At 63.3% G+C, this 24,769-nt stretch carries 23 protein-coding genes; 11 read left to right on the forward strand and 12 right to left on the reverse strand.

Annotation, left to right across the window (positions count from 1 at the left end; genetic code table 11):
• Positions 1–4: 4 nt before the first annotated feature.
• From IAE40_RS07770 to IAE40_RS07805, 8 genes are all read right to left on the reverse strand, one after another.
• Positions 5–631: a response regulator transcription factor gene (locus IAE40_RS07770; protein WP_153772843.1), complete on the reverse strand. Its 627-nt coding sequence runs from the start codon at positions 629–631 to the stop codon at positions 5–7.
• 29 nt (positions 632–660) lie between these two features.
• Positions 661–1,866 (reverse strand): hypothetical protein, encoded by a 1,206-nt coding sequence (locus IAE40_RS07775; RefSeq protein ID WP_178117522.1) that lies wholly within the window; start codon positions 1,864–1,866, stop codon positions 661–663.
• Positions 1,863–2,594, reverse strand: a complete 732-nt coding sequence (locus IAE40_RS07780; protein WP_197890727.1) for a fimbrial biogenesis chaperone — start codon at positions 2,592–2,594, stop codon at positions 1,863–1,865. Before IAE40_RS07780 ends, IAE40_RS07775 begins: the two co-directional genes overlap by 4 nt.
• Positions 2,595–2,722: 128 nt before the next feature.
• Positions 2,723–5,224, reverse strand: coding sequence for a TcfC E-set like domain-containing protein (locus IAE40_RS07785; protein WP_200602953.1), 2,502 nt, complete (start codon positions 5,222–5,224; stop codon positions 2,723–2,725).
• Positions 5,225–5,311: 87 nt separating this feature from the next.
• The gene (locus tag IAE40_RS07790; protein WP_153772840.1) at positions 5,312–5,791 is read right to left on the reverse strand and encodes a CS1 type fimbrial major subunit; all 480 of its coding nucleotides are present in this window, start codon (positions 5,789–5,791) and stop codon (positions 5,312–5,314) included.
• A 193-nt stretch (positions 5,792–5,984) separates the two neighbouring features.
• Positions 5,985–7,649: a cation acetate symporter gene (locus tag IAE40_RS07795; protein ID WP_054893849.1), complete on the reverse strand. Its 1,665-nt coding sequence runs from the start codon at positions 7,647–7,649 to the stop codon at positions 5,985–5,987.
• Entirely contained in the window at positions 7,646–7,957 is a 312-nt protein-coding gene (locus tag IAE40_RS07800; RefSeq protein ID WP_063545796.1) for a DUF485 domain-containing protein, read from the reverse strand. Before IAE40_RS07800 ends, IAE40_RS07795 begins: the two co-directional genes overlap by 4 nt.
• Positions 7,958–8,145: 188 nt before the next feature.
• Complete coding sequence (locus IAE40_RS07805) at positions 8,146–9,006, reverse strand: glycine betaine ABC transporter substrate-binding protein (protein WP_200602954.1); 861 nt, start codon at positions 9,004–9,006, stop codon at positions 8,146–8,148.
• Between the two features lie 209 nt (positions 9,007–9,215).
• Between IAE40_RS07805 and IAE40_RS07810 the strand changes: the two genes are divergently transcribed.
• Positions 9,216–10,772 (forward strand): glycoside hydrolase family 17 protein, encoded by a 1,557-nt coding sequence (locus tag IAE40_RS07810; protein ID WP_200602955.1) that lies wholly within the window; start codon positions 9,216–9,218, stop codon positions 10,770–10,772.
• Positions 10,773–10,826: 54 nt separating this feature from the next.
• On the opposite strand, the gene IAE40_RS07815 is transcribed toward IAE40_RS07810, so the two are convergent.
• Positions 10,827–11,189, reverse strand: a complete 363-nt coding sequence (locus IAE40_RS07815; protein ID WP_063545798.1) for a hypothetical protein — start codon at positions 11,187–11,189, stop codon at positions 10,827–10,829.
• A gap of 223 nt (positions 11,190–11,412) precedes the next feature.
• On the opposite strand from IAE40_RS07815, the gene IAE40_RS07820 reads away from it, so the two are divergent.
• Together IAE40_RS07820 and IAE40_RS07825 are read left to right on the forward strand one after the other, a co-directional pair.
• Entirely contained in the window at positions 11,413–12,711 is a 1,299-nt protein-coding gene (locus IAE40_RS07820; protein ID WP_065862161.1) for a serine/threonine protein kinase, read from the forward strand.
• Entirely contained in the window at positions 12,704–13,519 is an 816-nt protein-coding gene (locus IAE40_RS07825) for an MlaA family lipoprotein (protein WP_054893844.1), read from the forward strand. Before IAE40_RS07820 ends, IAE40_RS07825 begins: the two co-directional genes overlap by 8 nt.
• A 24-nt stretch (positions 13,520–13,543) precedes the next feature.
• On the opposite strand, the gene IAE40_RS07830 is transcribed toward IAE40_RS07825, so the two are convergent.
• Both IAE40_RS07830 and IAE40_RS07835 read right to left on the reverse strand, forming a co-directional pair.
• Positions 13,544–14,698: a patatin-like phospholipase family protein gene (locus IAE40_RS07830; RefSeq protein WP_197890715.1), complete on the reverse strand. Its 1,155-nt coding sequence runs from the start codon at positions 14,696–14,698 to the stop codon at positions 13,544–13,546.
• An 89-nt stretch (positions 14,699–14,787) separates the two neighbouring features.
• Positions 14,788–15,723, reverse strand: coding sequence for a lipid A biosynthesis lauroyl acyltransferase (locus IAE40_RS07835; protein WP_153772837.1), 936 nt, complete (start codon positions 15,721–15,723; stop codon positions 14,788–14,790).
• A gap of 111 nt (positions 15,724–15,834) precedes the next feature.
• On the opposite strand from IAE40_RS07835, the gene minC reads away from it, so the two are divergent.
• From minC to IAE40_RS07870, 7 genes are all read left to right on the forward strand, one after another.
• Positions 15,835–16,593, forward strand: a complete 759-nt coding sequence (gene minC, locus IAE40_RS07840) for a septum site-determining protein MinC (RefSeq protein WP_063545803.1) — start codon at positions 15,835–15,837, stop codon at positions 16,591–16,593.
• Between the two features lie 95 nt (positions 16,594–16,688).
• Positions 16,689–17,501, forward strand: a complete 813-nt coding sequence (gene minD, locus IAE40_RS07845; RefSeq protein WP_054893840.1) for a septum site-determining protein MinD — start codon at positions 16,689–16,691, stop codon at positions 17,499–17,501.
• A 3-nt stretch (positions 17,502–17,504) separates the two neighbouring features.
• Entirely contained in the window at positions 17,505–17,759 is a 255-nt protein-coding gene (gene minE, locus IAE40_RS07850) for a cell division topological specificity factor MinE (RefSeq protein WP_003252572.1), read from the forward strand.
• 145 nt (positions 17,760–17,904) lie between these two features.
• A complete protein-coding gene (locus IAE40_RS07855; protein ID WP_200602956.1) occupies positions 17,905–18,540 on the forward strand; it encodes an RluA family pseudouridine synthase in 636 nt (211 codons plus the stop codon).
• Positions 18,541–18,691: 151 nt separating this feature from the next.
• Entirely contained in the window at positions 18,692–19,981 is a 1,290-nt protein-coding gene (locus IAE40_RS07860) for a M18 family aminopeptidase (protein WP_200602957.1), read from the forward strand.
• Between the two features lie 140 nt (positions 19,982–20,121).
• Entirely contained in the window at positions 20,122–20,286 is a 165-nt protein-coding gene (locus IAE40_RS07865; protein ID WP_177339392.1) for a hypothetical protein, read from the forward strand.
• A 48-nt stretch (positions 20,287–20,334) separates the two neighbouring features.
• Positions 20,335–22,488: a mechanosensitive ion channel family protein gene (locus tag IAE40_RS07870; RefSeq protein WP_200602958.1), complete on the forward strand. Its 2,154-nt coding sequence runs from the start codon at positions 20,335–20,337 to the stop codon at positions 22,486–22,488.
• Positions 22,489–22,523: 35 nt separating this feature from the next.
• Here the strand turns inward: IAE40_RS07870 and IAE40_RS07875 are convergent, their stop codons facing one another.
• On the reverse strand, positions 22,524–23,237 hold the full coding sequence (locus IAE40_RS07875) for a UTRA domain-containing protein (RefSeq protein ID WP_153772834.1): 714 nt from the start codon (positions 23,235–23,237) through the stop codon (positions 22,524–22,526).
• A gap of 346 nt (positions 23,238–23,583) precedes the next feature.
• Here IAE40_RS07875 and IAE40_RS07880 point away from each other — a divergent pair, with 346 nt between their 5' ends.
• Positions 23,584–24,648, forward strand: a complete 1,065-nt coding sequence (locus IAE40_RS07880; RefSeq protein ID WP_200602959.1) for an ABC transporter substrate-binding protein — start codon at positions 23,584–23,586, stop codon at positions 24,646–24,648.
• The last annotated feature ends 121 nt before the right edge of the window (positions 24,649–24,769 follow it).

The following is a 24,769-nucleotide window of genomic DNA, read 5'->3' on the forward strand; positions in this document are numbered from 1 at the left end:
AGCTCTAGATCAAAAGATTGCGGCGGGCGAAATCCGCGAGATCGATGAGCGAACGGACCCGAAGCTTTTCCAGCAGACGGCTCTTGTAGGTGCTGATGGTCTTGTTGCTCAGCAACATCGCATCGCCGATTGCCTTGTTGCTCAAGCCCCTCGCCAACTGCTGCAGAACCATCAATTCACGGTCGGTGAGGCTGGCGATGCACTGCGCCTCGCTGGCCTTGAGATCCTGCCGGTGCACCGAGCTGAACGCCACCTGCGGAAAGTAGGTGTAACCGGAAAGCACGGCGCGCACCGCCTTGTTCAGTTCACCAAGATCATCGGTCTTGGACACATAGCCGGCGGCGCCGGCCTGCATGCAACGCAGCGAATAGGCCTCGGCCAGTTGCGAGGTAAGGATCAGCGACTTGGCCGGATGCTCCAGGCTACGCATCCGGGCGATCACCTCCAGGCCATCCAGGCCAGGCATGGTGATGTCCAGGATCACCAGATCCACCGGTTCCTGGCGCATCAACCGCAGCGCATCGATACCATTGTCCGCCTGCCCGACGACCTCCAGCCGCTCCTGGCGCAACAGCATGCACACGGTCGAGCGGATGAAAGGATGGTCGTCGACCACCAGTACCCTGCTCATGCTCGTTCCTCGCTCGTCATGTCCATGGACTACAACTCGGCATCGAAAACGACGGTAACCAGGCCACTGTAGGTACTTCCGGCATTGGCCAGCATGCCGCGTACCTGATCGGATTCGATGGCGAAGTGCAACTGCCCGGGGCGATTCGCCACCGGCTGAACCGACTCGAACTGCAATGCCATGGCGCGCCCGGTGGGCAGCGGCAGTCGCTGCACCGCGCCGCCCCCATGCTGGATCCCCCCAGGCAGGCTGAGCGCCACTTCCAGGTCGGCCTGATGGCTGGCGGCATCCCGGATCGCGCACCCGGTACCACTGTCGTGCTGACACAGCTTGTAGACCTTGAACGGGCCGGTCGACCACACCCGGAAAGGCAAGTCGCGATAAAGCCGCTGTGGAACCCGCCCGCCCCCCAGCCATGCCTGCCAGCCGCCTCGTGGTTCGAGCACGGCGCGCTCGGATCCTGGGGGAAACTCGAACAGGAAGGCATGCTGCACATCCAATTCGAAATTGACGGTCAGTGTGTCGCCGCTAAGCGCTGACACTCCATTACCGAAGTCAAAGTCCATGCCCGGACCGATGCGGTAGGTGGTGGAACCTCGATAGATGCCAGAACGCAGGCGGTAAGGCGGCGGTAGGTCGAGCTGGAAGGCGACGCTGGTTTCCTGCACGTCGAGGTTCTGGCTGAAGCCCGCTGCAGCGTAACCACCATCTGCAGTGCAGGCTCCCGGGGAGGTCGGATTGCCGATGCTCCAGAGGAAGGAGATAAGGGCGGGACGGAATTGCGAGACATTGCCGATACTGCTGCAACCGCCCTCCACCCTTGCCTGGTAAAGCGTATGTCGATTGATATTCGCGCCGAGCACGCGTTGGCTGAGCGCCGTCCACTCGAACACCATACGCCGCGAATCGAGCCCGTCATCAGAGCGCACCTCGATCTCGCGTCGAGCGGGAACCTTGACGAAGAAGGTATCGCGCACATCCGAAGCTGCACGGATCGTCGTCTTGGTATAGGTGATAGGCAGGGTCACGGTCATCTGCTCACGGCAGCTCGAACCCCAGCTCTGACAAAGCCCGCCAGGCGGCGTAGTATTCTCGAACCGTCCCGATCCGCCGCCATTGTATTTCGCAGTCAAGGTCACCTCCAGGGCAGGGGCAACCGGTGCGACCAGCAGCATGAGCCATAGCCAGGCGCGACCGATATGCGCAAGGCGACCGCGTCCTGCGAGGCGGCTCATCCTTCCACCACGACATCGCGGCGTTCGGCACCTTCATGCAGGTCGAAGCGATGTTCCTTTTCCACATGACCACTGAATTGTCGGCTACGCCCCGGCAACAAGTGATGCTTGGTGGCCGCATCACAGGTCTGCGCCGCCACGTGGCACTGACGGAAACGGTCCAGGACTACACTGGCGTTGCCAGCGTTGGTCACTTCCAACTGACCAGCCTGACGGCGAATCCGGGTATCGAAACGCGCCTGCTGCGGGCGCACGAACAGCAACGAACCGTAACCGGCCAGCAGGTTGACGCCAGCCTGCAAGTGCTCACGGTAGCTGCGTGCCTCTTTTTCATCGACGGCAAAGCCATCGCCGCGCTCAGGCAGCACCGGTACGAAGCGCAGGCGGAAATAGCGCTCCTGATCTCGTGGCCCTCGGTACAGAAGGCGCACAGCCTGCATGCCACCAGCAGGCACGATCAGCCGGGCAGGACTGGCGATCAGCCCTCGCTGTTCCAGCGCCAGGCCATCAGTCGCGACCTCACGAGCACTGCCGTCTGCGTCATACACCAGCTCCACCACGCTGATCCTGACGAAGGCCGTGGTGTCGCCACCATTGCGTACCCGTTTGAGCAAGGTGCTCCGGTCACCTTCAAGGTAGTCGTAAAGCCCACCGATGTTCAGTTCTGGAGCCGCGTGTAATGACAGCGGCATCGTCAGCAGCAGGGCCATCAGGCCGCGGATATCCATGCGATAAATCTCCATGCAATCAATGTGATATTAGGGGGGCGTCGGGCGCGTGGCCATGCACCGATGCGAGCGATACTTCCCAAAACGCGATGAGAAAACTCCTACAAAAAGCAGGCGCTGTGCACTTCTCAACCACTGCGTGCATCCGTGGCAGGGTCCCCTTTGCCCGCCAGTTCACCGGGCCTGCACTGCTGGTCACCGGCCAACAGCACATCGCCCTCGCGCACCAGTCGCGAAGGGTCAAGCGCCAGCAAGCAGACCGCTGCCCCCTTGAGACGGACCTCGAGAGTCGGAGTCGCCTCGCTCATTTCAACGGCGAAGAAACCGTCGACTTCAGTGACGCTGCGGCTGGCGTGATTGAGTACCTGCGCGCCCCGCAAGGGCTGGCCCTTGTCGTCGAACAAGCGTCCCAGCACCGTGACCGTGCGCATCACCCGCAACTGGCGATAGGCGATGCCGCCTCGGTTCAGGTGGTAATCCAGGCTGGCGGGCTGGATCAACGCCGCAGTGGGGTCGATACCTTCGAAGTCGAACTGCACGCTGCCGGGCTTGTAGGCCGCGACCGGGATCACGTTGCGCCCGGGGCGCAGGACGGCGGTGCTGCCATTGGGGTCTTCGGCGTGCAGTTTCAGGTCGGGCAAGTCAGTGTCGACGTCGACAATCAGACCCGCCTGATGCGGCAGGTACTGGCCGCTCATTGCAACCTTGCCGCCCCCAAGCGCAAGCAGGCTCTCCAGGTTCACGCCACCGCCGAACTCGCCGTTGTAGGAAGATTGCTGAACGTAGGCATCGCCATGCATCACCTCGTTTTCGAACTGGGTATCGCCGCCCAGCCCCACGCCATAGCGGTCGGCACTCATCGTTGCACCGACACTGCGCAGCGGCCCGAGCTCGAGGTCTTGCTGATAGGTCAGCGAGGTGTTGATGTCGCGCCCGCCATCACGAGAAGTGCGGGTACCGACAGTCGCCGACAACCGCCGCCCCTTGCCGCCTCCCAGGCTCATGCTCAGCGCCAGGTTGACCCCGCGGCTGCGTGACTCCCCCGTGGCCAACGTGCCGGGGCGGTCGAACACCGACAGCCGCCAGTTGGCATCGGAGCCGAACAGCCGTCCGTAATACGACCACCCCAGATCCAGCCCCAACCCCTCGCTGGCACCGCTGCTGTGCGACACCCGCAGGTTGGCAGTGTGCCGCGGGTCCAGGCGCTGACTCAGCGACACCGAGGTCTGCCGGGTCGCCAGCGCCGCATGAGGGCGCCGGGTGGTCGTCTGGGGGGTGAGCCAGGAGCGGCTGTGGCTGGCCACCAGGGAGGTGGTCTCGAAATTGCCCACGGCCTGCAGGTCGTAGCCGTTGCCATAGCCCCGGGCCTGATAGAGGTTGCCATACAGCTTGAAGCGCTCGTGCACATCCCAGTCCAGCGAAGTGCCGAACTGCTGCTGCTCATCGATCTGCTGCACGGAAACCCCCACCACTGCGCGTGGATGCAGGAGGTAGTTGGCAAGGATGCCGCCACTGAGACTGTCGTCATGCTCACGTGACCAGTTGCTCAGCACACTGCTCTGGCGCCCCAGGTAGACGTTGTAGCGCCAACGCCCGCCGCGGCTGCTCCAGTTGCTGGGTTTGTAGATGAATGCCTGGTCGCGCGAGGTGACCTGGCCATCCTCGACCAGACGCACCTCGACTTCGTAGATGCCACCGGGCAGCACCCGGGTGTCCAGGGTCTGCAAGCCAGGCTGCACAGGCTGGCTGTTGATCAGCACACCGTTGCGGTAGATCTCGACGATCGCCGGTCGGTCGGGGGTGACATAGATCGGGGTGGTGCTGGGCATGCCGGTATCCAAGGCCAACCCGTCGCTGCTGCCGAACATCAGCCCCAGTGTAGTGTCGGGGCTGGCCCCGTTCAGCCGTGGCTGGCGCGTCAGGCCCTGGGCACTGGGGGTGAAGTAGCCGAGCCGATAGAAGTGATCTTCGACCAGGCGTTCGGCATACAGCTGCTCGACGTGATAACGGGTCGAGGCGTCGGCCTCGCTGCCACGGTCGAGTTGGCCATCGGCCAGGGCGGTCCAGTGACCGATGCTGCCCTGGCCCTGCAGTGCAAAGCGCCCAGTACCGCCGCGCCCATCTCCGACCAGGTTGAGCTGGTTGCGCAGCAACAGGCCCGTGCTTCCTTGCTCTGGCGGCTGGTGAAAACGAGGTACCTGCCCGGCGCTTTCGGCCTGGAGGGTGAGCAACGATAACTGTGAGTTGACCAGGCTGTAGTGCACGGCCTGAAGCCCATCGGGACAATCCTGAAGACAATCTCCGAGCGGTCGCGGTCGAGCCAGACGCTCCTGCCAGCGCTGGCGCAGGCTTTCGGGCTCGCGGCTCTCGTCGGTTTCGGTGAACTCGAGCAGTTGCACCTGCTCGTCACGCCCCAGGACCACCATGGCATCGCCCAGGTAGCGGCCGTCCAGGTCCACCCGCACCGCCAGCGGCACATCGAAGAAATGCCCCTCGAATTCACGCGGCAAACCCTCGACCCGCCCGAGGGTTGCAGAGGCAGCAAGGCCGATCCGGGGCATCAGGGCGATGCAGGCGCCCACGAGCAGGCAATGGCGGAGCGCGGCGGGGATAGGTTGAAAGATTGGCATAGGCATCATGGCAGGCAATGCCCGCCCCGCCCTGACAAGCATCAGACAGGGGCAGCAACGGGCAATGGAAAGCAGGGAGTGAGCGAATCAGGGGGTGGCGGTTTCGAACATCATGCTCACCAGCCCCTGGTAGCTGCCGGGCACATAGCCGCCGGCTGGCGCGGCTTGAGCCGCGATCTCGAAACCGACCACCGCACCCGGCGCTGCCTGCGCCGCGGTGATGACTTCGGTGGAGGTGGTGCTGAGTGTCGTGCCGGCCACCGACACATCCAGGCCGATGCTGTTCACGCCGTCGCTGACCGCCGCCGGCGACACCAGGTAAGCGGTGATCGGGCCAACGGTGCTCTTGACCTGCAACTGCTTGCGGATCGGCTGCAGTTCGCTGCGGAACGAGTTCCAGGACAGTTCTTGCGGGTCGTTCATCCAGTTGCCGCCCACCGGCTCGACGAAGAAGGCATCGGTAGGCACCTGTGCGGTGACCTGGACCTGCTTTTCGATAGGGTCGACGGCATATGCCGATGCGGCGGTAAACAGTGCGAGGGGCAGGGCCACGAACAGACGTTTCATGAGGAAATCTCCTTGAAGTGATGAGGCGGAATAACGCTTGACTGCGTCACCTGGCTCATTATTCGCGGAGTAATCGACGCATTAACTCAGACCCTTCCCAGCGAGCTTGGGAAATTTCCCAGGGATAGAGAAATGCCATCAATCAGAAACGACGACGCCCCGGCAAGCGGGGCGTCGTACTCGGCATCAACGATCAGTGGGAAACCGCACCACTGGCGCCCAGGCCGGTCTGCGAGCGAACGAACTGCGGGTAGAACAGTGCACGCTCGTCATCGGCAGCCTTGGACTTGTCGGTGACCGAGAAGAACCAGATACCCGCGAAGGCGATGATCATGGAGAACAGTGCCGGGTACTCGTACGGGTAGATGGCTTTTTCATGACCGAGGATCTGCACCCAGATGGTCGGGCCGAGGATCATCAGGCCAACCGCGCTGATCAGGCCCATCCAGCCGCCGATCATGGCGCCGCGGGTGGTCAGCTTCTTCCAGTACATCGAGAGCAGCAGTACCGGGAAGTTGCAGCTTGCGGCGATGGAGAAGGCCAGGCCAACCATGAAGGCGATGTTCTGCTTCTCGAACAGGATACCCAGGCCGATCGCCAGGACGCCCAGCGCGACGGTGGTGATCTTCGACACGCGGATCTCGTCCTTGTCGTTGGCCTTGCCCTTGCGCCATACGCTGGCGTACAGGTCGTGGGAAACTGCCGAGGCACCCGCCAGGGTCAGGCCGGCAACCACAGCCAGGATGGTGGCGAAGGCCACGGCCGAAATGAAGCCCAGGAAGATGCTGCCACCCACGGCATCGGCCAGGTGTACCGCCGCCATGTTGTTACCGCCCAGCAGGGCGCCGGCGGCGTCCTTGAAGTCCGGGTTGGTGCTGACCAGCAGGATCGCGCCGAAGCCGATGATGAAGGTCAGGATGTAGAAGTAACCGATGAAGCCGGTGGCATACAACACGCTCTTGCGCGCTTCCTTGGCATCGCTGACGGTGAAGAAGCGCATCAGGATGTGCGGCAGGCCTGCGGTGCCGAACATCAGCGCCAGGCCCAGCGAGAAGGCCGAGATCGGATCCTTGACCAGGCCGCCCGGGCTCATGATCGCCTCGCCCTTGGCATGCACCTTGATCGCTTCGGAGAACAGGGTGTTGAAGTCGAAGCCCACATGCTTCATCACCATCAGCGCCATGAAGCTGGCACCGGAGAGCAGCAGCACGGCCTTGATGATCTGCACCCAGGTCGTGGCCAGCATGCCACCGAACAGCACGTACAGGCACATCAGGATGCCGACCAGGATCACCGCGACGTGGTAGTCCAGGCCGAACAGCAGCTCGATCAGCTTGCCCGCGCCGACCATCTGCGCGATCAGGTAGAAGGCCACCACCACCAGCGAGCCCGAGGCCGACAGGGTGCGGATCTCTTTCTGCCCGAGGCGATAGGAAGCAACGTCGGCGAAGGTGTACTTGCCCAGGTTGCGCAGGCGCTCGGCGATCAGGAAGAGGATGATCGGCCAGCCGACCAGGAAGCCGATCGAGTAGATCAGGCCGTCGTAGCCGGAGGTGAACACCAGCGCGGAAATACCCAGGAAGGAAGCAGCCGACATGTAGTCACCGGCGATCGCCAGACCGTTCTGGAAGCCGGTGATGCGCCCGCCTGCGGCGTAGTAGTCCGAAGCCGACTTGTTGCGTTTCGAGGCCCAGTAGGTAATCCCCAGGGTGAAGCAGACGAAGGCCAGGAACATGATGATCGCCGACATGTTCAACGGCTGTTTCTGCACCGCGCCGCTGATTGCATCGGCAGCCCACACGGCCGGTGCGAAGGCACCGCAGGCCAGTACGGCCAAGGTTTTGGCGTGACGAATCATTGCTGCGCCTCCTTCAGGATCGCCTTGTTCAGCTCATCGAACTCGCCGTTGGCACGCCGCACATAGATGGCGGTGAGGACGAATGCCGAGAGGATCAGGCCGACGCCCAGAGGAATGCCCCAGGTGATGGAAGAGCCGGGGCTGAGTTTGGCGCCGAGAATCTGCGGGCCATAGGCGATGAGCAGGATGAAAGCGCAGTAGAGGCCGAGCATGATCGCCGACAGGAGCCAGGCGAAACGTTCGCGTTTGGTGACCAGCTCCTTGAAGCGCGGACTTTCTTGTATCGATCGGTAGATGCTGTCGTTCATTGTTTTTGTCCTAGCAGCAACACAGTAAGGGGAGAACCCGCCTTAACTTTATGCTGCCGGTGGACGCCAACCAGACGACCTTAGTCTTAGATGCAACAGTCTTTTACCATTCGGGTAACAAAGTCAGGGCCAATGCGCACTTTGCAGGAGCGGGTTTACCCGCGAAAAGTACCCACTGGCCCTATCGGTTATTTACCCGTCCACTCCTTGACCCGCTCAGGATGCTTGGCCACCCAGTCCTTGGCCGCTGCTTCAGGCTTGGCCCCTTCCTGGATCGCCAGCATCACTTCGCCGATCTCGTCCTTGGACTGCCACTGGAACTTCTTGAGGAACTCGGCCACTTCCGGCGCCTTGGTCGCCAGTTCCTTGCTGCCGATGCTGTTGACGGTTTCCGCCGCACCATAGACGCCCTTGGGATCTTCGAGGAACTTGAGTTTCCATTTGGCGAACATCCAGTGCGGCACCCAGCCGGTGACCGCGATCGACTGCTGCTTGGCATACGAACGCCCAAGTTCCGCCGTCATCGCCGCGCCGGAGCTTGCCGTCAGCTTGTAGCCGGTGAGGTCGTAGTCCTTGATCGCCTGCTCGGTCTTGAGCATGACTCCGGAGCCTGCATCGATGCCGACGATCTTCTGCTTGAAGCTGGTGTCGTTCTTGAGGTCGGCGATGCTGTTGGCCTTGACGTACTCCGGCACGATCAGGCCGATCTTGGCATCCTTGAAGTTGGGGCCGAAGTCGACCACGTTATCCTTGTTCTTGCTCCAGTATTCGCCATGGGTCACCGGCAGCCAGGCCGAGAGCATGGCGTCGAGCTTGCCGGTGGCGACACCCTGCCACATGATGCCGGTGGCCACCGCTTGCAGCTTCACGTCGTAGCCGAGTTTCTGCTTGATCACTTCGGCAGCCACGTTGGTGGTGGCGACGCTGTCGGCCCACCCGTCCACGTAACCGATGCTTACTTCCTTGGCCATGGCCTGTGCAGCACCCATGGCCAACACCAGGGCGCCGGTCACGCCCAGGAAACGTCGCATTCTTGTAGTAGTCGCCATCAAAGCATCCCCTCGTCAGGTCTTGGAGATTGCATCATCAACCTGCAACACAGCGCGACCTGCTCCGTCAGCGACCTTTACCCAACGATAAGCGACAGCACTTCGCCATTAGCGTCATCCACGCGCGCAGTTCTGCGCGATCCTTGCATGCCAAACTGTTGGCGCCGGGCTACTATCAGCGACTCTCAACCGATGACCCGCGCCAGACGATGGACCGCTCGATGCCCAGCACGCCCCGCACCACCCTCCTCTACCTGATCACCTGCCTGTTCGCCCTGCTCGGTCTCGGTGCATTCTGGTATGGCCTGGGCAAGCCGGTGCACCTGCCCGATGCGGCGAGCCCGTCGCACAAATTGCAGTGCGCCTCCTACACCCCCTTCGACAAGGACCAGTCGCCCTTCGACCAGCCATTTCGCCTGCGCCCTGCGCGCATGGACGCCGACCTGGCATTGCTGGCAGAGCGCTTCCAGTGCATCCGCACCTATTCGATGACGGGGCTTGAGGCGATTCCGGCGCTGGCGCGCAAGCACGGACTGAAGGTGATGCTCGGTGCCTGGGTCAATGCCAACCCGGTAGACACCGACAAGGAGGTGGCGCTGCTGATCGAGGCGGCCAACGCCAACCCGGACGTGGTCAGCGCAGTGATCGTCGGCAACGAGGCGCTGCTGCGCAAGGAAGTCACCGGCCAACGCCTGGCCGAACTGATCACTCGGGTGAAAGCCCAGGTGCAGGTCCCGGTGACCTATGCCGACGTCTGGGAGTTCTGGCTCCAGCACCCGGAAGTGGCGCCAGCGGTGGACTTCCTGACCATCCACCTGCTGCCCTACTGGGAGGACGATCCACGCGGCATCGAGGACGCCCTGGCGCATGTCGCCGAGGTACGTCAGGTATTCGGCAACCGCTTCGCCCCCAAGGACGTCAGGATCGGCGAAACCGGCTGGCCCAGCGAAGGCCGCCAGCGCGAGACCGCAGAGCCAAGCCGGGTCAACGAGGCACGCTTCATCCGGGGCTTCGTCGCGATGGCCGAGGCCAACGGCTGGCACTACAACCTGATCGAGGCCTTCGACCAGCCCTGGAAACGCGCCAGCGAAGGCGCAGTGGGTGGCTACTGGGGGCTGTACGACGCTGATCGGCAGGACAAAGGCGTGCTCGAAGGACCCGTCAGCAACCTGACACAGTGGCCACAGTGGTGGCTGGCCAGCGCGTTGCTGGTGTTGGCGACTCTGGGCCTGGCCGGGCGCCCGGCGCACGCCCGCGCGGCGTTGCTGTTACCGCTGCTGGCGGCAGTCGGCGCGGGCAGCCTGGGGCTGTGGGGCGAGCTGATGCGCACCAACGCGCGCTTTGTCGCTGAATGGCTGTGGGCGGCAGCGCTGGCGGGCCTGAACCTGCTGGTACTGGCCCATGCCGCGCTGGCCCTGGCCCGACGCGAAGGCTGGCGTGAGCGGTTGTTCGCCTGGCTGCAGGCGCGAGCGGGATGGTGGCTGCTGGCAGCGGGATTCGCAGCGGCGGTGAGCATGCTGGCAATGGTCTTCGATCCGCGCTATCGCAGCTTCCCCAGCGCAGCGCTGCTGCTGCCGGCGCTGGTGTACCTGTTGCGACCGGTGGCCGCGCGCAGGGCCGAAGTGGCGCTGCTGGCATTCATCATCGGCGCAGGAATTGCGCCGCAGCTGTATCAGGAAGGGCTGCACAATCATCAGGCCTGGAGCTGGGCGGCGGTCAGTGTGCTGATGGTGGCTGCCCTTTGGCGCAGTTTGCGCAGGGCTTGAAACGGCGGTGTTCCTTTCGCGGGCAAGCCTGCGAAAAGAACACCGGTAAACCTGCTAGCTGGAGGCCCTGACCAACCGCAACCCCGCCAGAACCACCGCAAAAACCCCCAGACTCGCCGTGTACAGCACCAGCGCCGGCACCCCTGCCACCAGCGCCAGCACCGCCCCCCACCAGCCAAGCCGTCCCGGCAACACCTGGCACAGCAAGGCCAGCCCCAACGCCACCCAGCCGATCACCTGGAAGTGAATCCACAACCCCAGCAGCGACCGCGCCTGGCACTGCCAGTGTTCGCCAGGCACCGCGCACAGGCCTACCCACTGGCCGTCTTCCATCAGGCCGAAACGCACGCCATAACTGGCCGCCAGCCACACCGGCAGAAACAGCAGCAACGCAACGACAGGCCACCAACGACTCATGCACAGCTCCAGAAAATGTAACCGGCGCTCAGGATAATCCCCCAGGCCTGCCGCGCAAGGCAAAATGGCGCGGTTCGGCTAATGTCGAGGAAGCGGTCATTGCCGCAGCGGCCAACTTCGCGGCAACATCCGCCACAATAAAGGACAGCGCGCCAGGCAACTTTGCCAGGGGCACGATGGTCCTAGCTCCACATTGCCTTGCCGTTCTCCCGGGGGACTCTCCATGCTTCGACCGTTGCGCCTCGTCGCCCTGCTGTGCGGCCTGTTTCTGGCTGCGGCCGCCTCTGCGCGGGACATCGACCCCGCCACCTACGGCTATCCCTTGACCAATCCGTTCGAGGCGACCATTGCCACCACGCCGCCGGACCAGCGCCCGACGCTGCCCAGCGACGACGATATCAACCAGTCCGACTACAGCCTGAACCTGCGCCCAGAGCGCGAATTCACCCTGCCGGACAACTTCTGGCCGGTGAAAAAACTCCGCTACCGCCTGGCACGCCAGGACCACGAAGCGCCATTGGTGTTCATCATCGCCGGCACCGGCGCGCCCTACAGCAGCACCATCGCCGAATACCTGAAAAAACTGTTCTACCAGGCGGGCTATCACGTGGTGCAGTTGTCTTCGCCCACCAGCTGGGACTTCATGAGCGCCGCCTCACGCTTCGCCACGCCCGGCGTGAGCCGCGAGGATGCCGAAGACCTGTACCGGGTCATGCAAGCCGTACGCGCCCAGCATCCGCGCCTGCCGGTCAGCGAGTTCTACCTCACCGGCTACAGCCTCGGCGCCCTGGACGCGGCGTTCGTCAGCCATCTGGACGAAACCCGGCGCAGCTTCAACTTCAAGCGCGTGCTGCTGCTCAACCCGCCCGTGAACCTGTACACCTCGATCAACAACCTCGACAAACTGGTGCAGACCCAGGTCAAGGGCATCGACCGCAGCACCACGTTCTACGAACTGATGCTGGAAAAACTCACGCGCTACTTCCAGGACAAGGGCTACATCGACCTCAATGACGCCCTGCTCTACGACTTCCAGAACTCACGCGAGCATTTGTCCAACGAACAGATGGCCATGCTGATCGGCACCTCGTTCCGTTTCTCGGCAGCCGACATCGCCTTCACCTCCGACCTGATCAATCGCCGCGGCCTGATCATTCCGCCGAAGTTTCCGATCACCGAGGGCAGCAGCCTCACGCCGTTCTTCAAACGGGCCCTGCAATGCGACTTCGACTGCTACCTGACCGAGCAGGTGATCCCCATGTGGCGTGCGCGCACCGACGGCAACAGCCTGCTGCAACTGATCGATCAGGTCAGCCTGTACGCCCTCAAGGACTACCTCGCCGACAGCCCGAAGATCGCCGTGATGCACAACGCCGACGACGTGATCCTCGGCCCCGGCGACATCGGTTTCCTGCGCAAGGTGTTCGGCGACCGGCTGACCCTTTATCCACACGGCGGCCATTGCGGCAACCTCAACTACCGCGTCAATGCCGACGCCATGCTGGAGTTCTTCCGTGGCTGACAGACTCATACTTGCCCTCGCCCTGCTCGTCAGTACCAGCGCCCTGGCAGCAGAAACCGCACCGCGTACCAGCGTGGTCGAAGCCGATGTGATCGACACGCCTACCGTGGAATCGGACGGCTTCCTCGACCCGCTGCGCGAGCTGAAATTCAACCCCGGTCTCGACCAGCGCGAGTTCGAACGCTCCACCCTGGCCGCGTTGAACGTCTACGACCCGCTGGAATCGATGAACCGGCGCATCTACCACTTCAACTATCGCTTCGACCAATGGGTGTTCCTGCCGGCGGTCGATGGCTACCGCTACATAACCCCGCACTTCGTGCGCACCGGGGTGAGCAACTTCTTCAACAACCTGGGGGATGTGCCCAACCTGTTCAACAGTGTGTTGCAGCTCAAGGTCAAACGCTCGGCGGAGATCACTGCGCGCCTGATGTTCAACACCCTCATCGGCGTGGGTGGCCTGTGGGACCCGGCGACCAAGATGGGGTTGCCACGCCAGAGCGAGGACTTCGGCCAGACCCTGGGCTTCTACGGCGTTCCGGAAGGCCCGTATATCATGCTGCCGATCCTCGGTCCCTCGAACCTGCGCGACACCACAGGCCTGGTGGTGGACTACGTCGGCGAGCGCGAAGCGAATTTCCTCAACGTCGCCGAGGTCAGTACCGACCATCCGGAGATCTTCCTGCTGCGGGCGATCGACCGGCGCTACACCACCAATTTCCGCTATGGCCAGACCAACTCGCCGTTCGAGTACGAAAAAGTGCGCTACGTCTATACCCAGGCGCGCAAGTTGCAGATTTCAGAGTGAGTGCGGCGGGGCCGCCATGCGGCCTCAGCCCACCAACCCCAGAAACTGCTGCAACTCCCGGCGCTTGGCCAGGGCATCGCTGCGCCCCAGTTCGATCAGCTCACTGCAGTAGCTCGCCTCGAACAACAGGTAGCTGAGTACACCGGCCCCGCTGGTCCTGGTCGCTCCGGGCCCACGCAGGAACAGGCGCAACGCAGCCGGCAACTCGCGCCGATGACGTGCCGCGATCTCGTCCAGCGGCTGGCTGGGCGCCACCACCAGTACTTCGATCGGCGCCAGGCCCAGGCGCCGGGCGTCCAGATGTGCAGGCATCAGATGACTCAGGTGATTCAGGCGTTGCAACAACTCGATATCGTCTTCGAGGCTGTCGATGAAGGTACTGTTGAGCATGTGCCCACCGATCTGCGCCAGGCTCGGCTGTTGCCCGCTGAACACCCGTGCACTCTGTACCGGCGGCACAGGGCGCTGCGGGTTACCGCTGACCCCCACCACCAGTACGCGACTGGCCCCCAGGTGCAGTGCCGGGCTGATCGGCGCAGACTGGCGCACCGCGCCGTCACCGAAGTACTCGTCGCCCAGGCGCACCGGAGCGAAGAGCAACGGGATGGCCGAACTGGCCAGCAGGTGCTCGACGCTCAGCGCAGTGGGTACGCCGATACGCCGGTGCCGCAGCCAGGGTTCGATCGCTTCGCCGCCTTGATAGAACGTCACCGCCTGGCCGGACTCGTAACCAAAGGCGGTTACGGCCACCGCGCGCAGTTGCTCGCTGGCCAGGGCATGGTGGATGCCATCCAGGTCCAGATGCGCCTTGAGCAGCGCTCGCAGCGGGCTGCTGTCGAGCAGCGCTACCGGCATCTGCCGGCCCAGCCCCAGCAGGCTGTGGCTGACGAAACGGCTGGCCTGACGCATGACCCCGGGCCAGTCGCTGCGCAGCACAAGGTGGCTGCGAAAGTTCTGCCAGAAGCGGGTCAGGCGCTGCACCGACTCACCAAAGCGAGTGGCGCCGCTGGCCAGGGTCACGGCATTGATGGCCCCGGCAGAGGTGCCGACGATGACCGGGAAGGGATTGGGCGCGCCAGCGGGCAACAGTTCGGCGATACCGGCGAGCACGCCGACCTGGTAGGCAGCACGGGCTCCGCCGCCGGAGAGGATCAGGCCAGTAGTCGGGGGTGGGGCCATCGGTTCCTTCCTGGTTTGTCGGTTTTGTCAGGATCGGCCCCTTCGCGGGCAAGTCGGGGCGCGAAAGGGCCTGCAGCCACTACCCCGGATCAGCGCTTCTTCTTGTCATACAGCCGCGGCGCCCCTTCGGGCCGCGACTTGAAGCGCCGGTGCGCCCACAGGTACTGCTCGGGGCACTCGCGGAGCACACTTTCGACCCACTGGTTGATGCGCAGGCAGTCGGCCTCCTCGCTCTCCCCTGGGAAATCCTCGAGCGGCGCATGCACCACCAGACGATAGCCGCTGCCATCTTCCAGGCGTTTCTGAGTGAACGGAATCACCCGCGCCTTGCCCAGTCGGGCGAACTTGGTCGTTGCAGTCACCGTGGCGGCGGGGATGCCGAACAGCGGCACGAACAGGCTCTGCTTGGTGCCGTAGTCCTGGTCCGGCGCGTACCAGATCGCCCGCCCGCCGCGCAGCAGCTTGAGCATGCCGCGTACGTCCTCGCGCTCCACTGCCAGGGAGTCGAGGTTGTGCCGCTCGCGACCGCGTCGCTGGATGAAGTCGAACACCGGATTGCCGTGCTCGCGGTACATGCCATCGATGGTGTGCTCCTGGCCGAGCAGGGCCGCGCCGATCTCCAGCGTGGTGAAATGCACCGCCATGAGGATGGCGCCCTGCCCGTCACGCTGGGCTGCCTGCAGGTGCTCCAGACCTTCGATGTGTGCCAGGCGGGCAAGCCTGGCTTTGGGCCACCACCAGCTCATGGCCATTTCGAAGAAGGCGATGCCGGTAGAGGCGAAGTTTGCCTTCAGCAGGCGCTGCCGTTCGTCGCCGGACAGTGCCGGGAAACACAGCTCCAGATTGCGCGCGGCAATGCGCCGACGCTCGCCGGCCAGGCGATACATCACGGCGCCCAGGGCGCTGCCGAGCCACAGCAAGGCTCGGTAAGGCAACTGCACCACCAGCCACAGCAGTCCCAGGCCGAGCCACAGGCCCCAGAAACGTGGATGGAGGAAGTAGGGACGAAAACGCGGACGATCCATTGAAGCTTCCGGTAAGACAAAGGCCTGGCATTCTACAACCTTTGGCCGCAGGTTGCGGCCAATCGGTCTTATCGTTATAAGTCAGGGCACTTTTTTCGCAACAAGCCGTCTATGCAGACCATGAGCCTCAACCAGACACCCGACTCCGCCACCGTGTTCCAGCTCAAGGGCAGCATGCTCGCCATTACTGTGCTGGAACTGGCGCGCAACGACCTCGAAGCCCTCGACCGCCAACTGGCGGCGAAAGTGGCGCAGGCCCCCAATTTCTTCAGCAACACACCGCTGGTGCTGGCCCTGGACAAACTGCCGCCGGACGAAGGCGCCATCGACCTGCCCGGGCTGATGCGCATCTGCCGTCACCATGGCCTGCGCACCCTGGCGATCCGCGCCAGCCGGATCGAGGACATCGCCGCGGCGATCGCCATCGACCTGCCGGTCCTGCCGCCCTCCGGCGCCCGCGAACGCCCGCTGGAACCTGAGCCGGAAGTGAAGAAAGTCGAGCCCGCTCCGGCACCCGCTGTGGCCGCCGAACCCGAGGTTCGCCCGACCCGCATCATCACCAGCCCTGTACGTGGCGGCCAGCAGATCTATGCTCAGGGCGGCGACTTGATCGTGACCGCCTCGGTGAGCCCGGGTGCGGAACTTCTCGCCGATGGCAATATCCATGTGTACGGCGCCATGCGTGGCCGCGCACTGGCTGGTATCAAGGGCAACACCCGAGCCAGGATCTTCTGTCAGCAGATGACGGCCGAAATGGTCTCCATCGCCGGTCAGTACAAGGTCTGCGAAGACCTGCGCCGCGACCCGCTGTGGGGTTCGGGCGTGCAGGTGAGCCTGGTCGGCGACGTGTTGAACATCACCCGTCTTTAACGGATACTGCCGCCATTTTAAGAGCAACTTTTCCACCGTTGCCTTTTTTGCATTTGCTGGGACTTCGGGTCCCGTTTATTTAGGGGTGAAACACCTTGGCCAAGATTCTCGTGGTTACTTCCGGCAAGGGGGGGGTGGGCAAGACCACCACCAGCGCCGCCATCGGTACCGGCCTCGCATTGCGCGGCCACAAGACTGTGATCGTCGACTTCGACGTCGGCCTGCGTAACCTCGACCTGATCATGGGCTGCGAACGCCGCGTGGTGTACGACTTCGTCAACGTGGTCAACGGCGAAGCCAACCTGCAACAGGCCCTGATCAAGGACAAGCGCCTTGAGAACCTGTTCGTGCTGGCCGCCAGCCAGACCCGCGACAAGGACGCCCTGACGCAAGAAGGCGTCGAAAAGGTCCTGATGGAGCTCAAGGAGCAGTTCGACTACGTCATCTGCGACTCCCCGGCCGGTATCGAGAAAGGCGCGCACCTGGCGATGTACTTCGCCGACGAAGCCATCGTCGTGACCAACCCGGAAGTCTCCTCGGTACGTGACTCCGACCGCATGCTGGGCATTCTGTCGAGCAAGTCGCGCCGCTCCGAGAACGGCGAGGAGCCGATCAAGGAACACCTGCTGATCACCCGCTACCACCCCGAGCGCGTGGAAAAGGGCGAAATGCTCAGCATCGCCGACGTCGAAGAGATCCTCGCGATCAAGCTCAAGGGCGTGATTCCCGAGTCGCAAGCGGTCCTCAAGGCATCCAACCAGGGTATCCCGGTCATCCTCGACGACCAGAGCGACGCCGGCCAGGCCTACAGCGATACCGTCGACCGCCTGCTGGGTAAAGAGAAGCCTCTGCGCTTCATCGAAGTGCCGAAGCAAGGATTCTTCGCGCGCCTGTTTGGAGGCAAATAAACCATGAACCTTTTTGACTTCTTTCGTGGCAGACAGAAACAGACCAGTGCGTCGGTAGCGAAAGAGCGTCTACAGATCATCGTGGCGCATGAGCGCGGCCAGCGCAGCGAACCGGACTACCTGCCGGCGCTGCAGAAAGAACTGCTCGAAGTGATCCGCAAGTATGTGAACATCGGCAACGATGACGTGCATATCGAGCTGGAAAACCAGGGCAGCTGCTCGATTCTGGAACTGAACATCACCTTGCCGGATCGCTGATAGAAACCCCTGTCACACCGCGATCCCCTGTGGGAGCGGGCTTGCCCGCGAAAAGGCCGGTACTGGCGCCATCACTCTGGCACTTGTACCGGCCTTCTTCGCGGGCAAGCCCGCTCCCACAGTGCTTTACAGAGAACCGTTGAACATGCCGCTGTCGAACATCCAGATCCTCTTCGAAGACGCCGCCGTCCTGGTGATCAACAAACCGACCCTGCTGCTGTCGGTGCCAGGCCGTGCCGAGGACAACAAGGATTGCCTGATCACCCGCCTGCAGGAAAACGGCTACCCCGACGCGCTGATCGTCCATCGCCTGGACTGGGAGACCTCCGGGATCATTCTCCTGGCCCGCGATGCCGACAGCCACCGCGAGCTGTCGCGCCAGTTCCACGACCGCGAGACGGAGAAAGCCTATACCGCACTGTGCTGGGGCCAGCCGACGCTCGACAGTGGCAGTATCGACCTGCCGCTGCGCTACGACCCGCCCACAAAGCCACGCCATGTGGTCGACCATGAGCAGGGCAAGCATGCCCTGACCTTCTGGCGCGTACTGGAACGCTGTGGCGATCATTGCAGGGTTGAACTGACGCCCATCACCGGACGCTCGCACCAGTTGCGCGTACACATGCTGTCGATCGGGCACCCGCTGCTGGGCGACCGGCTGTATGCCAACCCCGAGGCATTGGCGGCCCATGAACGGCTGTGCCTGCATGCATCGATGCTGAGCTTTACTCACCCGGTGTCTGGGCAGCGGTTGAAGTTCGAGTGCCCGGCGCCGTTCTAGATTTTTGTGGCTGCACCGGCCCTTTCGCGGGTAAACCCGCTCCCACAGGGGTCACCTCCAACCCTGTAGGAGCGGGCTTGCCCGCGAAGAGGCCCGCACAAATTCCGGACCATTTACGCTAAACTCGCGCCACTGCTGTCTGGAGTGAGCTATGCGCGAAGCACTGAATACCGGCCTGATCGATTTCCTCAAGGCCTCCCCGACGCCCTTCCACGCCACCGCCAGCCTGGCCAAGCGCCTCGAAGCCGCCGGTTACCAGCGTCTGGACGAGCGTGACAGCTGGGCCACCGTGCCCGGCGGACGCTACTACGTCACCCGTAACGACTCTTCGATCATCGCCATTCGCCTGGGCAAGCATTCGCCCTTGATTGGCGGCATCCGTATGGTCGGCGCACACACCGACAGCCCGTGCCTGCGGGTCAAGCCGCAGCCCGAACTGCAGCGCCAGGGCTTCCTGCAACTGGGCGTCGAAGTCTATGGCGGTGCCCTGCTCGCCCCTTGGTTCGACCGCGACCTGTCGCTGGCCGGACGCGTCACCTTCCGCCGCGATGGCAAGGTCGAAAGCCAACTGGTCGACTTCAAGCTGCCGATCGCCATCATTCCCAACCTGGCCATCCACCTCAACCGTACCGCCAACGAGGGCTGGCCGATCAACCCGCAGAACGAGCTGCCGCCTATCCTGGCCCAGGTCGCCGGCGACGAGCGTGTCGACTTCCGAGCCCTGCTCACCGAGCAACTGGCCCGCGAGCACGGCCTGATCGCCGACGTGGTGCTGGACTATGAGCTGAGTTTCTACGACACCCAGAGCGCTGCGGTCATCGGCCTGCATGGCGACTTCATCGCCGGTGCGCGCCTGGACAACCTGCTGTCGTGCTATGCCGGGCTGCAGGCGCTACTGGCCGCCGAGAGCGACGAAACCTGCGTGCTGGTATGCACCGATCACGAAGAGGTCGGCTCCTGCTCGGCGTGCGGCGCCGACGGACCGATGCTCGAGCAGACCCTGCAACGTCTGCTGCCCGATGGCGACGAATACGTGCGCACCATCCAGCGCTCGTTGCTGGTGTCGGCCGACAACGCCCACGGCGTGCACCCCAACTACGCCGAAAAGCATGACGGCAATCATGGGCCCAAGCTCAACTCCGGCCCGGTGATCAAGGTCAACAACAACCAGCGCTACGCCACCAACAGCGAAACCGCCGGCTATTTCCGCCACCTGTGCATGGCCGAGGAAGTGCCTGTACAAAGCTTCGTGGTGCGCAGCGACATGGGCTGCGGCTCGACCATCGGCCCGATCACCGCCAGCCACCTGGGCGTGCGTACCGTCGACATCGGCCTGCCGACCTTCGCCATGCACTCGATCCGCGAGCTGTGCGGCAGCCAGGACCTGGCGCACCTGGTGAAGGTGCTGACGGCGTTCTATCGCAGTCGCGAACTGCCTTGATATCAGCTAGGCCTTTTCGCGGATAAACCCGCTCCTACAGGTGCATCAACGCTCCAGCAGGAGTGGGCTTACCCACGAATTCTCCGCCCCTCAACGCGCTATGCTTCAAGCATGCCCCCGACAACAGAAGGATTCTGTTCATGTCACCCTTCATCTCCCTGTTCGTGCCGGTTTTCCTTTTCCTGATGCTGCTGACCATCGGTTTCAGCCTGCGCGAGCGCAATGCCGGCGTGCTGATGATGTGGATCGGCACCCTCGGCATCTTTGGCATCATGTGCTGGAAGATCCTCGAGAAACTCGCCTGAGAAATCCTCTACACTCCGGCAATCGATCGACCTGAGGTAGATTTTCCGGTGCCCGCCTTTCTCCGTTGCCTGACCCTGCTGCTCCTCCTGTTCATCGCCCCGGTGCAAGCCGCTGGCCTGCCCGGCTTGCTGGGTAGCAGCACGCCTGCCCAACCCCAGGCCACCGAGCCGCTGGACAAGTCCCTGGACGAAGTGATCAAGAGCCTGGAAAACGACCAGCAACGGGCCAAGTTGCTGGCCGACCTGAAGAAACTGCGCGATGCCAGCAAACAGTCGCAACCCACGGTGGAACAGGGCGTACTGGGGCTGATCGGCAACGCCATGCACGACCTGGAAAAGCAGTTCAGCGGCGATGCCAGCCCCTTCGTGCGTTGGTCGCAGGAAATCGACCAGGCCCAGAACGAGCTGGCAGCATTGGTCGTTCCGGTGCACCAGTGGCCAGCGATCCTGTTCGGCTTCGCTGCGGTCATTGCCGTGTGGAGCCTGTTGGCCTACGCCTTCAACTGGATCGGCCATCGGGTACGGATCCGCTTCGGGCTGACCGAGGAGCTGCCCCAACACCCACGGACCTGGGACCTGGTGCGATTCGCCCTGCGCAAGCTCGGGCCCTGGCTGGTGGCGCTGGTATTCACCGTGTACCTGAGCTTCGCCCTGCCACCGTCGCTGGGCAAATCCCTGGCCATGGTCCTGGCCTATGCGCTGGTGGTCGGCACCTGTTTTTCGGCGATCTGCGTGATCGCCTTCTCTCTGCTCGACGGCCCGCATCGCCACCGTGCCCTGCATATCCTGCGACACCAGGCGTTTCGTCCGTTATGGCTGATCGGCAGCTTCGCCGCCTTCGGTGAAGCGATGAGCGATCCACGCCTGACCACTGCGCTGGGCACACACCTGGCCCATGCGATAGCGACCGTGACCAACGTGCTGGCGGCCCTGTGCACAGGCTTGTTCATCCTGCGCTTCAGGCGGCCGATTGCGCACCTGATCCGCAATCAGCCCCTGTCGCGGCGCCTGACCCGGCGCACACTCAGCGACACCATCGAGCTGCTTGGCAGTTTCTGGTTCGTCCCGGCCTTGATCCTCGTGGCGATCTCGCTGTTCGCCACCTTCGTCTCTGCCGGCGACACCAGCACCGCCCTGCGTCAGTCACTGATGTGCACCGTACTGGTGGTGGTGTGCATGGTGCTCAACGGCCTGGTGCGTCGCCACGCCGCCAAACCTCGGCGCGCCAACAAACGTCAGGCGGTGTATACCGAACGCCTGAAGAACTTTGGCTACGCCTTGGTCCACCTGTGCATCTGGTTGCTGTTCATCGAGCTGGGCCTGCGCGTGTGGGGGCTTTCGATGATCGGTTTTGCCGAGGGCGAAGGCCATGATGTCAGCGTGCGCCTGCTGGGCCTGGCAGGCACCCTGATCGCCGCCTGGCTGGTGTGGATCCTGGCCGACACCGCCGTGCATCACGCACTGGTGCGTTCGCGCCGAGGTCTGGCCAACGCCCGTGCGCAGACCATGATGCCGCTGATCCGCAACGTACTGTTCGTGGCGATCTTCATCATCGCGGTGATCGTCGCCCTGGCCAACATGGGCATGAACGTCACACCGCTGCTGGCCGGTGCCGGTGTCATCGGCCTGGCCATCGGCTTCGGTGCGCAATCGCTGGTGGCCGATCTGATCACCGGCTTGTTCATCATCATCGAGGACAGCCTGGCCATCGACGACTATGTCGACGTCGGCGGCCACCTGGGCACGGTCGAGGGCCTGACCATTCGCACCGTGCGCCTGCGCGACATCGACGGCATCGTCCACACCATCCCGTTCAGCGAGATCAAGAGCATCAAGAACTACTCGCGCGAGTTTGGCTATGCGATCTTCCGAGTCGCCATACCGCACAACATGAGCATCGACAAGGCGATCAGCCTGATTCGCGAGGTGGGGCAGAAGCTGCGCAATGATCCGCTGATGCGCCGCAACATCTGGTCGCCGCTGGAACTGCAGGGAGTCGAGAGTTTCGAGTCGGGCTCGGCGATCCTGCGGGCACGCTTCAAGACCGCGCCGATCAAGCAGTGGGAGGTGTCACGGGCCTTCAACCTGGCGTTGAAGCGCCAGCTCGACGAAGCCGGGCTGGACCTGGCTACGCCGCGGTTGTCGGTGCAGGTGGTGACGGCTGGGGGTGGGGCGATGGCTGAGTCTGGCTCCGCCGGTTAGTGCCCTTTCGCGGACGAACCCGCGAAAGCTCTCCGCTACCCCGCCTGCGCCTGGATACGAATCGCATCGTGCCGCCAATACTCCAGGTCGCAGTCGATCAGGTGCCCATGCTGGTCACTGTTGACCCGGGTGATGTGCAACCCCGGGCTCCCTGCCGACACCCTAAGCGCCATGGCCGCCGCCACCGGCAACGCAGTCGGCAGGATCTCGAAACACACCTGCCCGTAGCGGATGCCATATTCGCGGGCATAGATCTCGGTCAGCGACTGTGCCAGGTCCAGCGCCAGGATCCCCGGAAAATAGCGTGGGTTGAGGTAGTGCTCGGCATACAACACGCCGCGTCCATCGATGCGCCGCAAACGGCAGATCTGTATCACGCTCGATAACGCCGGGAGCCGCAGGCGCGCACAGATCGCCGCCGACGCCGGCAGCAAGCGCGCCGCCAGCAGCTCCGTGCTCGGCACGCGTCCCTGGTCGCGCACCATCGCATGGAAGTGGCTGCGCTCGATCAGGTCGTAGGTCAGGCGTTCGGGGGCGACGAACCAGCCGCGCCGCTCTTCGCGGTAGATCAGGCCCTGGGCCTCGAGCTGCACCAGTGCCTCACGCAAGGTGATGCGGGTGGTGTCGAATACCTCGCTCAGCTTGCGCTCGGCCGGCAGCTTGCCGCCCGGCATCAGCAGGCCATGTTCGATCTGTTCCTGCAGCGCATGGCAGATGGCTGTTACCGCCCGCGGTGGGGTCGATTGCATCAAAGGTTACCTATCTGGACTAGTCCAGCCCCATAACAGGGCAACTGGAGAATAGAGCAAGCCTAGGCACGGCTGATGAAGATCCTGTGACAAAGCCCTTGCACCACGATTGCCAGAATCGGGCCAAGCCCCGCGAATAAAGGGCCGGGTTCTGGTCTACGCTTTGCTTTCAGGGCCCAAGCCTCACCGCTGGCGGGCCTGTTCTACATCAAACTGTCATGCAACAGGCCTACCTTGGCTCAAGGTTTGCTGACCTAGACCAATGGTTCTCGGCAAGGTCTGCACCACAGCATTCACAACAGCGTTCATAACAACGATTGCAAGGCACCCACCAAAGGAGCTTCGGATGAAAAAGTTCTTCATGGCGTCACTGCTGGGCTCGGCCATCGCCCTGTGCACCACGGCCATGGCCGCCGATACCGACCTCAAGGCCCTGGAAGACGCCGCCCGCAAGGAAGGCACGGTGAACAGCGTGGGCATGCCGGATGCCTGGGCCAACTGGAAAGGCACCTGGGATGACCTGGCCAAGAAGTACGGCCTCAAGCACAGCGACACCGACATGAGCTCGGCCCAGGAGATCGCCAAGTTCGACGCTGAAAAAGACAACGCCAGTGCCGACATCGGTGACGTCGGCGCCGCCTTCGGCCCGATCGCCGTGACCAAGGGCGTGACCCAGCCGTACAAGCCGAGCACTTGGGACCAGGTGCCGGAGTGGGCCAAGGACAAGGACGGTCACTGGGCGCTGGCCTATACCGGCACCATCGCCTTCATCATCAACAAGGACCTGGTCAAGGAAGACCAACGCCCGAAAACCTGGCACGACCTGGAAAAAGGCAAGTACAAGGTCGCCATCGGTGACGTCGGCACCGCAGCCCAGGCCGCCAACGGCGTACTGGCTGCCGCCATCGCCTACAAGGGCGACGAAAGCAATATCGAGCCGGGCCTGCAACTGTTCACCAAGCTGGCCCAGCAGAAGCGCCTTTCGCTTGCCAACCCGACCATCCAGACCCTCGAGAAAGGTGAAGTGGAAGTCGGCGTGGTCTGGGACTTCAACGGCCTGAGCTATCGCGAACAGATTGATCCGAAGCGTTTCGAAGTGCTGATCCCGTCCGATGGCTCGGTGATTTCCGGCTACACCACCATCATCAACAAATACGCCAAGCACCCGAACGCCGCCAAGCTTGCCCGCGAATACATCTTCAGCGACGCCGGCCAGACCAACCTGGCCATCGGCCACGCCCGCCCGATCCGCGCCGAGCACCTGAAGCTGCCAGCCGATGTCCAGGCCAAGCTGCTGCCCAACGAGCAGTACCAGGCCGCCCAGCCGATCAAGAACGCCGACGCCTGGGAGAAGACCTCCAAGGCCCTGCCGCAGAAGTGGCAGGAGCAGGTGATCATCGAGATGGAGTGACAGCGGGGTTTTCCAGCGCCTGACCCGGCCCTTTCACGGGTAAACCCGCTCCCACAGGTGCAGCACAAGCTTCCGGGCCTGCGCGATACCTGTGGGAGCGGGTTTACCCGCGAAAAGGACG

The organism is Pseudomonas sp. S44 (genome assembly GCF_016624805.1).
Taxonomy (GTDB): domain Bacteria; phylum Pseudomonadota; class Gammaproteobacteria; order Pseudomonadales; family Pseudomonadaceae; genus Aquipseudomonas; species Aquipseudomonas machongensis.